The 13113-nt window shown below is 71.2% G+C and carries 11 protein-coding genes; 9 read left to right on the plus strand and 2 right to left on the minus strand.

Annotation, left to right across the window (positions count from 1 at the left end; all coding sequences use genetic code 11):
- Positions 1-179 precede the first annotated feature (179 nt).
- Together AB0C30_RS25920 and AB0C30_RS25925 are read right to left on the minus strand one after the other, a co-directional pair.
- A complete protein-coding gene (locus tag AB0C30_RS25920; protein WP_357948769.1) occupies positions 180-755 on the minus strand; it encodes a TetR/AcrR family transcriptional regulator in 576 nt (191 codons plus the stop codon).
- Positions 756-1237: 482 nt separating this feature from the next.
- On the minus strand, positions 1238-6400 hold the full coding sequence (locus AB0C30_RS25925) for an FtsK/SpoIIIE domain-containing protein (RefSeq protein ID WP_357948772.1): 5163 nt from the start codon (positions 6398-6400) through the stop codon (positions 1238-1240).
- Positions 6401-6852: 452 nt separating this feature from the next.
- On the opposite strand from AB0C30_RS25925, the gene AB0C30_RS25930 reads away from it, so the two are divergent.
- The 9 genes from AB0C30_RS25930 (at position 6853) to AB0C30_RS25970 (ending at position 13041) form a co-directional block, all read left to right on the plus strand.
- Positions 6853-7518 carry a hypothetical protein gene (locus AB0C30_RS25930; RefSeq protein WP_357948774.1) on the plus strand — a complete coding sequence of 222 codons (666 nt, stop codon included), beginning with the start codon at positions 6853-6855 and terminating at the stop codon, positions 7516-7518.
- 1 nt (position 7519) lies between these two features.
- The gene (locus AB0C30_RS25935) at positions 7520-8236 is read left to right on the plus strand and encodes a hypothetical protein (protein ID WP_357948777.1); all 717 of its coding nucleotides are present in this window, start codon (positions 7520-7522) and stop codon (positions 8234-8236) included.
- An 85-nt stretch (positions 8237-8321) separates the two neighbouring features.
- Positions 8322-9620 (plus strand): ATPase, T2SS/T4P/T4SS family, encoded by a 1299-nt coding sequence (locus AB0C30_RS25940; RefSeq protein WP_357948780.1) that lies wholly within the window; start codon positions 8322-8324, stop codon positions 9618-9620.
- Complete coding sequence (locus AB0C30_RS25945; protein WP_357948783.1) at positions 9617-10459, plus strand: type II secretion system F family protein; 843 nt, start codon at positions 9617-9619, stop codon at positions 10457-10459. Before AB0C30_RS25940 ends, AB0C30_RS25945 begins: the two co-directional genes overlap by 4 nt.
- Positions 10460-10525: 66 nt before the next feature.
- The gene (locus tag AB0C30_RS25950) at positions 10526-11446 is read left to right on the plus strand and encodes a type II secretion system F family protein (RefSeq protein WP_357948785.1); all 921 of its coding nucleotides are present in this window, start codon (positions 10526-10528) and stop codon (positions 11444-11446) included.
- Positions 11446-11667, plus strand: coding sequence for a hypothetical protein (locus tag AB0C30_RS25955; RefSeq protein ID WP_357948787.1), 222 nt, complete (start codon positions 11446-11448; stop codon positions 11665-11667). The genes AB0C30_RS25950 and AB0C30_RS25955 overlap by 1 nt, the downstream gene beginning before the upstream one ends.
- An 89-nt stretch (positions 11668-11756) precedes the next feature.
- Positions 11757-12149 (plus strand): TadE/TadG family type IV pilus assembly protein, encoded by a 393-nt coding sequence (locus tag AB0C30_RS25960; RefSeq protein ID WP_357948790.1) that lies wholly within the window; start codon positions 11757-11759, stop codon positions 12147-12149.
- Positions 12146-12589 carry a TadE family protein gene (locus AB0C30_RS25965; protein WP_357948792.1) on the plus strand — a complete coding sequence of 148 codons (444 nt, stop codon included), beginning with the start codon at positions 12146-12148 and terminating at the stop codon, positions 12587-12589. Before AB0C30_RS25960 ends, AB0C30_RS25965 begins: the two co-directional genes overlap by 4 nt.
- A gap of 20 nt (positions 12590-12609) precedes the next feature.
- On the plus strand, positions 12610-13041 hold the full coding sequence (locus AB0C30_RS25970) for a flp pilus-assembly TadE/G-like family protein (RefSeq protein ID WP_357948794.1): 432 nt from the start codon (positions 12610-12612) through the stop codon (positions 13039-13041).
- Positions 13042-13113 lie beyond the last annotated feature (72 nt).

A 13113-nucleotide genomic window follows, 5' to 3' on the forward strand; every position in this document is an offset into this window, starting at 1 on the left:
GGCCTGCCGCCTGGCCTGCCCGCCTGAGGCTGCCCGGCCTGGGGCCGCACCAGGCTGCCCGCGTTGGACCGCCCCGGGCTACATCGGGCCGCATCAGGCTGCTCGCGCGCAGCTGCGTCAAGCTGCTCGCGTGGGGCGTGTCCCGGGGCGTCAGCTGCGCGGGTGGAGCGATCCGGGCGTCAGAAAAGCGCGTCGAGCGTGGTCTTCGCGACCGACTCCAGCGCTCCCCGATCCGACCCCCCGCGCGCCATCACCCGCATGCCACTGATCGCCGCGACCACGAAATGCGCCAGCGCGACCGGATCCTTACCGGCTTGCAACTCGCCACGGCTCTGTCCGAGCTCAAACGCCGCCCGGAGCGCCGCCAGCCGCCGCTCACCGTCCCGCCGAAGCTGCTCGGCCACCGCCGGATCTCGCGGCGCCAACTCCACCAGCGAGTTGACCACCAAACACCCGACCGGATCGCCAGTCTCAACATCGACGGCCTGCCACAACAGAGTCCGCACCTTCTCCCGAACCGGAAGATCGCCTTCGAGCAACTCCATCAGCCAGGCGGTCTTGCTGTCCATGTAGCGCCGCAGGGCCTGGTCGAACAGATCATGCTTGCTCTTGAACGTGTTGTAGATGCTGCTCCGCCCCAGCCCGGTGGCCTCACAGAGGTCCTGGGTCGAGGTCCCTTCGTAGCCCGCGCTCCAGAACGCCCGCATGGCCGCCTCGATCGCCCGCTCCTCCTCAAACTCCCTCGGCCGCGCCATACCGCGACGGTAGCACGTTTTGGACAGATCAGTGCAATATGGTCTCTGTACCCGTCCCCTCGCAGGTCCCCGAAGCGACTTGTCGTAAAGGAGGCTGTCGCCAAGTGCACGCGAGCGGTGTCAGCCCAGGTAGAAGGCGCTTGAAGGAGGGCCGGGCAGAGTGTGCGAGTAACGGGTTGTGTGGGGAGGGGCACCCTTGATGGCTATGGTGGGTTCGCCGTTCGGATCGTCGCGGCCGTACGCGACGTAACTCTGCGGACCCTCCTGGACTTCGCGTGAGCGGGGGCGGCGTTCCGTCGGGGGTTGGGGAGCGGCGGCGCCGGAGAGGATCAGCTTCGGCGGCGATGCGGGCGGTGGGCTCCTGGTCGTTTGTGGAGGCGGTGCCCTGCCGGATCACCGAGGTCCGGTTTGTTTGGTTCTATGGCGGGTCGAGGTCCGGTCCGCCTGGCTCTACGGCAGGTCGAGGTCCAATCCGCCTGGCTCTACGGCGGGCCGGTGTCCGAGATGGCCGCTTGGATGGGGGTCGTGTTGCCCATGGTGATCAGCAGGCCGCGTCCCGGTGGGCCTCCGACGGCGCCGCGCGGCAGGCGGACCGTGAACAGGTCGCCGTCGGCCGGGCTCTGCACCGACAGGAGTACGCCGGTGCGCGACTTGCGGGTCTCGGCGACGAAGCCGCGGTAGGCCGTCGCCAGGTCGCCTGTCGCGCCCGCGATGATGAGGCCGTGGTCTCCGTCTCGGCCTGATCGGAGGACCTCTTCCAGGACCGTCCCGAGGGGGGAGTCCGGGTTGATCAGCTCGGCGTCGTCCACGATCACCACGTAGCGTTCGCGGTCGGCGAGCAACTCCTGTAGGCCCGCTCCGTCGCCGCCGAGGATGGCGAGGGCGCCCTCCAGCGTACGTAGGGGGCTACGCCGGGGAGCGATGGCGATGACCGGCGTGCCGTACGAGATGAGCGACCTGGCGGCCGTGACCAGCACCGAGGAGCGACCGGAGCGGGCCGGTCCGGCGACGACGGCGCCGGGGCCGTGGGCGAGGAGGTCCAGGCCCATCGGAGCCAGGGCGTCGCCGCCTGCGCCGATCAGGGCCCACAGCGGCGAGGGATGGGTGAAGTTCGGCTCCAGGTCCATGGCCTGGCCGGCGGTGATGCGCATGGGAAGCGCGTCGACCCGAAGCGGGGGCTCGCCCTCCCAGAGCCACGCGCCGCGTCCCAGCCGAGTCGACCGACCTCTTCCGGCCGAACCCTCTGGCAGGTCGCCCCGGAAGCCGCCACCCGACGTGCCGCCTGAGGTGCCGTTTGCCATGCCGCCAGGGATGCTGTCGCCCGAGGTGCCACCTGACGTGCCACCCGAGGTGCCACCCGATGTGTCACCCGAGGTGCCGCTTGATGCGCCGTCTGGCGCGCCCATCAGGGCTCTGCGGTGGTTTGTCGCAGATGTCGCAGAGGAGGTCGCAGTGAGCTGGGGGGTGGCTCTCCCGGGTGCCGACGTGGACGCGTACGTCGGGACGCTGCGGAGCGGGGCCGCGGCCCGGGCGAGGGACTGGAGGGCGGCTACCTGGGCTGGGCCCGACGGGTCGTGGGTCAGGAGGGCGATCTGGCTCTCGATGATGCCGTGTTCGCCGATCGAGAGGGCGCGGCCGGCGGGCATCGACGCGGGCAGGCCCTTCATCGGCAGGCCGGCCAGCCCGTAGTCGGCCGGGTCCGCCAGGCGGAGAAGGAGGCGGTCATCGAAGACCGTGGAGACCTGGCCGAGCAGGCACGAACGGTCACCCGTCACCACCGCCCGCAGCCCCACCGCCGGACCCTCTCTGAGGAGTTGCAGGAGCGACTCCGTGAGGCGGCCGTAGTCGTAGCCCTCGAAGGCCGCCACGTAGCCCTCCCAGCGGTCGACCATGAGCACCAGCCAGGGGAGGCGGTGGCCCGCCTGGCGGTATTCGGCCAGTGAGGCGTGTCCGGCCTCGGCGAGCAGTTGCTGGCGGCGGCCCACCTCGGCGCGGAGGCGGGACAGCAGACGTTCGACGCGGTCGAGCTGGTCGCGGGTGACGACCGCGCCACAGTGCGGCATGGCCATCAGCGGGAGCAGCGCGCCCGATCCGCAGTCGATGGCGTGCAGGTGGACGTCGGCAGGGGAGGCTTGTGCGGCGATGGCGCCCGCGATCGTCCGTAGCGCGGTGGATCTGCCGCTGCGGGCCGCTCCCGCGATGAGCAGATGGCCGCCTTGGGCCAGGTCCAGCGCGAGCGGGCGCCGATCCTGCGCCCAGGGCCGATCGATCATCCCGAAGGCCAGCGGACCGACTTCGGCGAATGTCCCCGATCCGGTGTTCGTCGCCGATGCGGAGAAGGTCGGCGACCCGGCAAGCGGTCCAGTCATCAAGGCAGTGGTGACCTCGTCGAGGGTCACGGCCGAGGGCAGCGGCTCCAGCCAAGGGCTTGGTTGCTCTGGTACGCCGGTCAGGCGCGCGGCCTCGATGAGCGCGTCGGCGAGGACGGTGAGGTCGGTGATCGTCGACCCCTCCGGAGGCTCCGGGAGTGGCGGCAGCGCCCTGCCCAAGGACCGCCAGTCCACGTCGACCACCCGCAGCTGACCGCCCGCACCCGCCAAGCCGCCTGGGCCGAGCATCGCACTCGGACCGAGTGTCGCCCCCGCGCCCGTCGGGTCGGCTCTGAGCGAGGTGCTTGCCACCGGGCTCCTGCCTCCCACCCTGGCCGTCTGTACGGCCGCCGCCGCCCCCACCCCTGACTTCACGTAGCACCGGCCAGGCGTCGACTTGGAGATGTGCGCCGCGTCCGGCAGGTCGATGACGTCGGAGGACTCGGCGGGCTCGGTGACCCGCAGCGCGATCCGCAGCGAGGTGTTGGCCTGGATGTCGGCCGTGACCACGCCCGCCGGCCGCTGGGTGGCCAGGATCAGGTGGATGCCCAGCGAACGGCCCCTGCGGGCGATGTCGACCAGACCGTTGACGAAGTCGGGCAGCTCGGCCACCAAGGCGGCGAACTCGTCGATGATCAGCACCAGCCGGGGCAGCGGCTCGCCGGTGTAGTCGTCGATGTCCTTGGCGCCCGCGGCCAGCAGCAGGCGTTCGCGGCGCCGGATCTCGGCGGCCAGGGAGTCGAGGGCCCGCTGCGTCAGGTGGCCGTCCAGGTCGCTGACCATGCCGACCGTGTGCGGCAGCCGTACGCACTCCTTGAACGCGGCCCCGCCCTTGTAGTCGACCAGCACGAACGTCAGCTGGTCCGGCCGGTTGGCCACCGCCAGCGAGCAGATGAGCGTCTGCAGCAGCTCCGACTTGCCCGCGCCCGTGGTGCCGGCGATCAGGCCGTGCGGACCGTCCACCCGCAGGTCGACCGAGAACGGGCCGTCGGGGCCGATGCCGATGACCGCCTTCGTGGAGCCGTGGCCGTGCCAGCGGGTGGCGAGGTCGTGGCCGGAGGGGGCGGGCAGGCGCAGGAGGTCGAGGAGACGGACCGCCTCGGGGAGGTGGCCGGCCGGGTCGTCCCTGCTCACGTCACGGATCGGGCCGAGCGCCCTGGCCACGCGGTCGCACCACGACGGTGAGACCAGGTCGGCCAGAACCGGGCCGATGGCCTCCAGACCGCCGCCGAGTAGGCGCACCTGACCGTCGGCGGCGCACGCGGCGACGGTGGCGCACTCCTCGGGGAGCAGGCGCTGGTCGTCGTCGATGGCGAGGGTGAAGACGCCCGACCGGGGGCCCTGGCGCAGGATCTGCGGCATGCCGGGCAGGCCGCGCAGGACCTGGGCACCGTCGAGCACGACCAGGACGTCGTAGGGGCGTACGTCATAGGAGGTCAGAGCCGGTGTCTCCGGGCCGCCCAGGTCGTCCCAGCCGGTGGGGATCTTGCCGAGTTCGGGGATGGCGGTGTTCTGGCGTTCGTCGATGAGGGCGGCCAGCTCGGCGACGCGGTGGGCGGCGGACTCCGGGTCGGTGCCGACCAGGGCCACGCAGTCCTCGCCGCCGCGCGGGGCACAGTGCGGCAGCCAGCGGACCCAGCCCCAGCGGTGCTCGCCGTCGGCGTGCGCGGACAGGACCACGATGGCCAGGTCACGGGGGCTGTGCAGGGTCGCCGCCTGGCCGATCAGCCAGCCGGCCAGGCCGGTCGCGGTGTCGCGCGGGCCGGTGACGCCGGCCACGCCGAGCCTGCGCATGGCCAGGGCCACCGGCACGGACCGGCAGATCGGCGGGGAGATCGCGCCGCCCTTCTCCTCGGACAGCTCCAGGTTGGCCGGCAGGTCGGCCAGCCCGACCCTGAGCCGCAGCGCGTCGGGATCGTGGATGCGGCGCTCCCACAGCCGTCGGCGCGGGCCGGTGGCGGTGAGCAGCACCTGCGCCGGGTCGGGCGCGTCGGATCGGCGGATCAGCTCGTCCTCCGCCCTGGCCTGCTCGACCGCCAGTTCGTACGCCTCCAGCCGCTCCTTGTATTTCTTGGCGGCCTTCCTGTGCTGCTTCTTGCCGTGGCGGCGGTCGCTCCACCACTGCCCGATCATGATGAGGGGGGTCATCAGGGCGATGAGCAGGTAGTACGGCTGGCGCATGACGTAGGCCAGCGTGACGCCCATCACCGCGGGCAGGAGCGCGGCCAGCAACTGCAGGCGCATCCCCTCGGCGCGGGTGGGCTCCAGGGGGCGTTCGAAGGTGCGCTCGGGCTCCGGCCTGCGCAGCCGCGGCGGCCGGTTGTAGGCGACGCCGCCCTCCGGGAGGGGCGCCAGGTGCGCGTCCTGCGGCTCGATCGCGGTCAGTGTGAACACCGAGGAGCCGCAGGTCAGAAGCGTGTGCTCGGCCCAGTCGGTAGCTTCGGTGAGTGGCTGGGCAGCCAGCTCGGGCGGCTCGTAGTGGACGGGCTCCGCCTCCGCCGCCTCGCGTTCGGCGACCCGGGCGGTGAGCTCGGCGACCTCGTCGGCCCACCGGCCCTTGAGCTTGAGTCGCTGCGCCTGCTGGGGCGCGCGGTGCCGGGCCGGCTCGACCGTGATCGCGTCGGGGGTCACGCGCAGGATGGCGGCCTCGGGGGCGAGGGACGGGTCGGCGACGGTCATCGCGCACATCGGGTCGGATCCGATGACGTGCACACCGAGGCCCAGGCGGTGTACGGCGCCCGCGGCCGGACCGCCCACCACCCGCACCTCGGCCACACCGCCGGGCTCCTGGATGATCGTGGCGCGGGCGAGATGGGCGTCGAGGGTGACCTTGTCGCCGTCGCGCAGCACCGCCCCGGCCAGGGCGCGCGGGTCGAGCGGCCGCCCGTTGCGCCAGAGCACGGCACCCGCCCGGCCGAACCCATCGCCCGACCTGCCAAGCCCGTCACCCGACCTGCCAAGCCCGTCGCCCCGATCCCGGATGGACGCGCCGCCGATGTCACGCCGAGCGCCCGGGACGTCAAATGGGTGGGGGGCGTCGAACCGGCTGGACTCGGACGATCCGCCGGACTGGGTGCGCCGCGCCGAGGGGCGGGCGCCGGGCTCAGTTGCCGACATGCCGTAGGGGGCTCGCGCCCTGGGCAGACGGACGACCTCGGCCAGCGGCGCCTGACCGCTGAGGGCTTCACTCACCCTCGCCACCGTGGCGCCGTTGTCACCCTCGATCACAACGTCACGATCGCCTTGCTCGCCGAGCACGGTGAGCATGATCCGCATGTGCCGTCTCCTCGATCGGGCCTGGGCGCAAAGGTAACGCCAGAACAAAGGGTAGGTCCCGAGGTTGTCGGCAATGGCATGGATAGGCCGACCTGTGGATAACCGCGGACGGTAATTACGGCCTGTGGAAAGTGGCTGATTTGGCTGCCCATTTAGGGCATGGTCGCCATCGCGTGTTAAGGGAGGGAATGTTGTGAGATAAGGGACGCAAGGGATCGCCCCACGTCAGCAACCTCCAGCTGCGAAAAAACCCCGCTCTGTCCCGCCATCGCCGCGCTTATCCCGAAAAACCACCCAGGTCAACTCACTGTAAACAATAGGCATTGATTATTTCTTGTTGACACCACGCCACCTGCGAAACGAGCATGGTTCCTCGCATTCCAGCCCCGCCCCCACCGGCGGGTGCACATAATGGCGTGAATTCGACAATTCACAATGGGAGCCCCCCACCCATGAGGACCAGTGAAAAGCCTGCCGTCAACACGGCGGGGTTGTCCGGCCCTGCCTCGCGCAAGCTCCCCGTGCCACCCCGCGAACGCAAACCCGCCCTGGCCGCTCTCGCCGTGCTCCTGATCCTCGGCGGCGCGCTCGCCACGACGCTGCTCGTGCTGCGCAGCGGCGACCGCGTCTCGGCGATCAGGGTCACCCAGCAGATCGGCGCCGGCCAGCAGTTCACCGCGGCCGCGCTCGAAGAGGTGCAGATCGCCAACACCGGTCTCGACTACGTCTCCTGGTCACAGCGGTTCGAGGTGGTGAAGAGCTTCGCGGCCGTCACGATCGTGCCCGGCACCCTGCTGACCCACAACATGGGCGTCAGGGCCAGTAGCGAGCTGGTGCCCGGCAAGGCCAAGGTGGGCCTCTCCCTGAAACCGGGGCAGTTCCCGGCGGGCCTGGAAAGAAGCCATCGGGTCCAGGTCGTGTACGTCCCCGGCCGCACCGACCAGGCGGAAAGCCGCGTACTCGCACAGAGCGCCCTCGTTGAGAGCGTCAGCGACGGAGGCAGAGCCGGCGGATCCATCCTGATCACCGTGATCGTCGACGCCCCGGCGGCGAAGACCATCGTCCAATACGCCTCCAGCGGTGAGATCGCCGTGGCCGACCTGCCCGGAGTAAGTTGACGTGGCGCTGATCGTACTGGCCGCCGACAAGGGCGCGCCTGGTGTGACCACTGCCGCGACGGCCCTCGCGGCGGTGTGGCCGCGTCCCGTACTCCTCGCCGAATGCGACCCCGCGGGCGGCGATCTCGCCTACCGGCTGCCCGCGGCCGACGGCGGCGTGCTCAACCCCGGCAAGGGCCTGCTCACGCTGGCCGCGACCGCCCGGCGCGGCCTGGAACCCGCTCAGATCCACCAGCACACCCAGAAGATCGTCGGCGGCCTCGACGTGCTGGCCGGGCTAACCCACGGCGAGCAGGCGGCCGGGCTCACCTGGCTGTGGGGTCCGCTGGGCAGGGCGCTGGCCGCCATCCCCAACGCCGACGTGATCGCCGACTGCGGCCGGCTCGGCGGCCATCCGCAGCTCGGCGACCTGATGGCGCAGGCCGAGCAGGTCGTGCTGCTCACCCGGGCGACTCTCGACCACGTCGCCCACCTGCGCGAACGCCTGTCCATCACCAAGGCCCACGGCGTCGCCGTGATCGCCGACCCGCGCAACTATCGTTCCTCGATCGACGACGTACGCAGGATCGTCGGTCCGAGCGTCAAGTTCGTCCACGGTCTCGCGCACGACCCCAAGGGCGCTGAGCTGCTGCGCGGCCAGTGGGGCGGGCGCCTCGACCGCTGTCTGCTCATCCGTACGGCGCGCGATCTCGCGGGACGGCTGGTGAGCAACCTATGAATTTCGGCATGGCATTCAACCTCGCGAGAGGTCCGCTACGTACAACCGGGAGTACGACACGCGTCCTCGCGAAAGTGAGCAGCCCGTGATCGATCACTCCCTGGTCAAGCGCTTCCGCCAAGAAGTCGGCGACCGCCTTGCCCACCAGCGCCGCCTCGACCAGGTCAACGGCCTGGTCTCGATGACCGGCGAAGACGAGCGCCAGTTCGCCAGGGCGCTGATCTCCCAGGTCCTGGAGGAGCACGCGCGCAGCGAGATCGGCCTGGGCCGCACTCCTCCCACGGTCGAGGAGGAGGAGGCGCTGGCGGCCGGGATCCACGCCGCGCTGTTCGGGGTGGGCCGCCTCCAGCCGCTGCTCGACGACCCCGAGGTCGAGAACATCGACATCAACGGCTGCGACCGCGTCTTCGTCAGCTACGCCGACGGCCAGGAGCTCATGCAGGAGCCGGTCGCCGAGTCCGATGACGAGCTCATCGAGCTGATCCAGATCCTGGCGGCCTACTCGGGGCTGTCGAGCAGGCCGTTCGACACCGCCAACCCGCAGCTCGACCTGCGCCTGCCCGACGGATCGCGGCTGAGTGCCGTCATGGACGTCACGCTCAGGCCGGCCGTCTCGATCCGCCGCGCCCGTCTGGGCAAGGTGTTCATGTCGGATCTCGTGGGCAACGGCACGTTGAGCCCGGAGGTGGGCAGGTTCCTCAGCGCGGTGGTCGGCGCCCGCAAGAACATCATGATCGCCGGTTCCACGAACGCCGGTAAGACGACCCTGCTCAGAGCCTTGGCCAACGAGATCCAGCCGCACGAGCGCCTGATCACCGTCGAACGCGCCCTGGAGCTCGGCCTCGACCAGTTCCCCGAGCTCCACCCCAACGTCGTCGCCTTCGAGCAGCGCCTGCCCAACTCCGAGGGCCAAGGCGAGATCACCATGGCCGAGCTGGTCAGGAGGTCGCTCCGGATGAACCCCAGCCGGGTGATCGTCGGCGAGGTGCTCGGCGACGAGATCGTCACGATGCTCAACGCGATGACCCAGGGCAACGACGGCTCCCTGTCCACCATCCACGCCAACTCCAGCATGGAGGTGTTCAACCGCATCTCCACCTACGCCCTGCAGGCCCGCGAGCGGCTGCCGATCGACGCCACCCACATGCTCATCGCGGGCGCGATCGACTTCGTGGTCTTCGTCGAGAAGCGCAACGACTACAGCCGCGGCGGCACGTTGCGGCGCTACGTCTCCAGCATCCGCGAGGTCAACGGCTGCGACGGCCGCGTCCTGTCGAGCGAGGTGTTCATCCCGGGCCCCGACGGCACCGCCCTGCCCCACGCCCCCGTCTCCTGCCTGGAGGAGCTCGCCGCCCACGGATACAACCCCGGAGGCTGGCTGTGATCGACCTCGATCCCCTCGCCCTGCTCGCCGGCGCGCTCGTCGGCGGCGGACTGTTCCTGTTCTTCCTCTCCCTGTACGGCATGCGCGTCCGGCCCGCCCGCCCCAAGCGCGAGCTGCTCAAGACGCTCACCACCCGCACCGCGATCGCCGCGGTGGCCGCCACCCTGGTGCTGGTCGTGACCGGCTGGGCGGTCGCGGCGGTGGGCACGGTGCTGCTGGTGTTCGCCTGGCGCGGCCTGTCAGGCGGCGCCGCCGAGGAACGAGCCGCGATGCGCCGCCTCGAAGGGCTGGCCGCCTGGACGGAGTCGCTGCGTGACACGATCGCCGGCGCGGCCGGGCTCGAACAGGCCATCCCGTCGTCGATCAGGGCCGCCGCGCCCACGCTCAAACCGCACCTGCGCGCCCTGGTCGACCGCCTCCACACCCGCATGGCGCTGCCGGAGGCGCTCGCGCTCTTCGCCGACGAGCTCGACGACCCCTCGGCCGACCTGGTGGTCGCCGCGCTGATACTCAACTCCAAGCTGCGCGGCCCCGGCCTGCGCGACGTGCTCGGGGCGCTGGCGGTGTCCGCCCGCGAGGAGCTCGACATGCGCCGCCGCGTCGAGGCCGAACGCCGGGCCACCAGGCGCAGCGTCCAGATCGTGGTGATCACCGCGCTGGTCTTCGCCGGGCTGCTCGTCGTCTTCAACCCCTCCTACGTCAGCGAATACCGCGGCCTCCTCGGCCAGGCCGTGCTGGCGGTCGTGGCGGGGCTGTTCGGCGCCGGATTCGCCTGGATGCGGCGCCTCGCCCGGTTCGACAAGCCCACCCGCCTGCTCGTAGGAGGCGGTCATGGATAGCAAGCCCACCCGCCTGCTCGTCGGAGACGGTCATGGATAGGGCGGCAATGGAGAGAGGGGGCGGTCATGGTTGAGGGTGTGCTGGCCGGCTGCGTGCTGGGCCTCGGCCTGTTCCTGCTGCTCCGGGCGCTGTTCCCGGCCCGCCCCGGCCTCGTGTCGCGACTGCTGGCGATCGAGGCCGTCCGCGAGGACGCCGACGCGCCGCGCATCCAGCTCGCCCTGCCCGACGAGGAGGTCTCCGCCTTCCGCCGCGGCCTGGGCGTCCGGCTGGCCCGCCTCTACCAAGCGCGAGGGTGGGAGGTCCGGTCGGTCAAGGCCGATCTGGCGCTGGTCGGGCGGTCGTTCGAGGGCTACCTGGCCACGAAGGCGCTGCTCGCGTCGGCCGGGCTGCTGGCGTTCCCGGTGCTGCTCGGCTGGCTGGTGCTGATGGAGTGGGGTACGTCCCTGACCATCCCGTTCTGGTCGGCCGTACTCGTGTCGCTGGTCTTCTTCTTCCTGCCCGACGTTCAGGTACGGCGTGACGCGGCGGCGAAGCGGCGCGACTTCCGGCACGTCGTCGGCGCCTTCCTCGACCTGGTCTCGATGAACCTCGCGGGCGGCCGCGGCGTGCCCGAGGCGCTGATGATGGCGGTCTCGGTCAGCGGTGACCAGCCCAACTGGGCGATGTCGCGCATCCGCGAGGCGCTGGCCGGCGCCAGGATCGTCGGCATCACCCCCTGGCAGGCGCTCGGCCAGCTCGGCGAGGAGATCAACGTCGACGAGTTGCGCGACCTGTCCGCCGCGCTCGGCCTGGTCGCCGACGACGGCGCCAAGGTACGTGCCTCCCTGACCGCGAGGGCCGCCACGCTGCGCCGCCGCGAGCTGGCCGAGATCGAAGGCCGCGCCGGTGAGCGCTCCCAGTCGATGCTCGTCGCCCAGCTGCTGCTCTGCGCGGGCTTCGTGATCTTTCTCAGTTATCCCGCCGCTATGAAGATGTTGGGGTCCTAATGAATCATCCCTGGGTCATCTACCTGCAGGCATGCCTCAGCGTGCGTATCCAGCGCGCCCGCACCGCCCCCAGCCGGGGCGCCTCGGCGGTCGAGTGGGTGATCATCTCCGCGATCATCGCCGGTGTCGCCCTCGGCCTGGCCACGCTGATCAAGCAGCTGGTCGAGGGGAAGCAGAGCGAGCTCCAAACCAGCTTCGGCCAGACCGGCGGGCGCACGTGACAGGTGCCCGGCGCCCGCGCGGGCAACCTCGGCGACCAAGCCGACCTCCGGGGCGGCGCCGCCGGGCACGACGCGACCGCGGCGCCTCCGTGATCGAGCTCGCCCTGCTGATGCCGGTCATCCTGGCGGCCGTGCTGCTCATCGTGCAGGTGGCGCTCTGGTTCCACGGCCGTCAGGTGGCCGAGGCGGCCGCCAAGGAAGGCGCCAGGGTGGCCAGGTCGGCCCCCTTCGACTCGGGCGACTGGGAGGGCGCGGCCTCGACCAAGGCCACCGACATCGTCCGGGCCATCGGACCCCGCCTGCTCTCGAACGCCGCGGTCACGACCGCGGAGAAGGAGCCCGACGAGCGCTTCGTCACCGTGACCGGCAGCGCCGTACAGGTCATCCCGCTCCTGCCGGAGCTCACGTTCACGATCACGGCCACCTCGGGCGGTCCCGTCGAGTGCTTCCGCCCGGACGACGGGGGTGACGACTGCGGATGAACCAGAACCGGCTGCGGACGAGCCAGAACCGGCTGCGGACGAGCCAGAACCGGTGGCGTGAGCGCGGCTCGATGGCCGTGGAGACGGTCATGCTGGCGCCCATCTTCCTGCTGTTCCTGATGTTCCTGGCGGGGGCGGGCCGGCTGGTCGAGGCGCAGGGCGAGGTCAACGGCGCGGCACGGGACGCGGCGCGGGCCGCCTCGGTGCGGCGGTCGTTCGACGACGCGGGCGACGCGGCCGACAGGAGCGTCAAGGCCGCGCTCGACGGGCGATGCCAGGGTCCGGCGGTGTCCCTCGCCGGCTCCAAGTGGGAAGAGGGCGGCCAGGTGCAGGCCGAGGTCACCTGCGAGCTGGACCTGAGCTTCCTGGGGTTCTCCGGCACCAAGCGGATGACCGGCACCTCGGTGGTGCCCCTGGAACAGTTCAGGAGGACCGAATGAGCCGCGGTGTTTCTGGAGCGATGCAAGAGGGCCGAACGAGCCGCCGCGACCGCGGGACGATGTCGGTCTTCACCGTGCTGTTCTCCGTGGCGGTGTTCCTGCTGGCGGGGCTGCTCGTCGACGGCGGCGGGGCGATCAACGCGCGGCTGCGGGCCGCCGACGTAGCCGAGCAGGCCGCGCGGGCGGGCGCCGACCAGATCGACGCCGACCACCTCCACGAGACGGGCGAGATCCGGCTGCTCGGCGACGGCCAGGTGTGCGACCGGGCCGACGAGGTGATCGCGGCGGCGGGCAGCGCCGACGTGACCAGGGGAACGTGCACCGTCGCGCAGGGACAGGACGGCGTGACCGTCTCCGTGAAGGTGCGGTGGACGGCCTTCTTCCTGCAGGCCATCGGCTTCCCCGGCACCGAGATGGAGGGCGAGGCCACGGCCGGGCCACAGGCCAGGTGAGCCAGACCGATTCCGCTCACTCGATGGATCAGAACACCACCACGCAGGACCCTGAACACGGAGAAGGGAGAG

The sequence above is a fragment of the Nonomuraea sp. NPDC048901 genome, from assembly GCF_040649695.1.
GTDB lineage: Bacteria > Actinomycetota > Actinomycetes > Streptosporangiales > Streptosporangiaceae > Nonomuraea.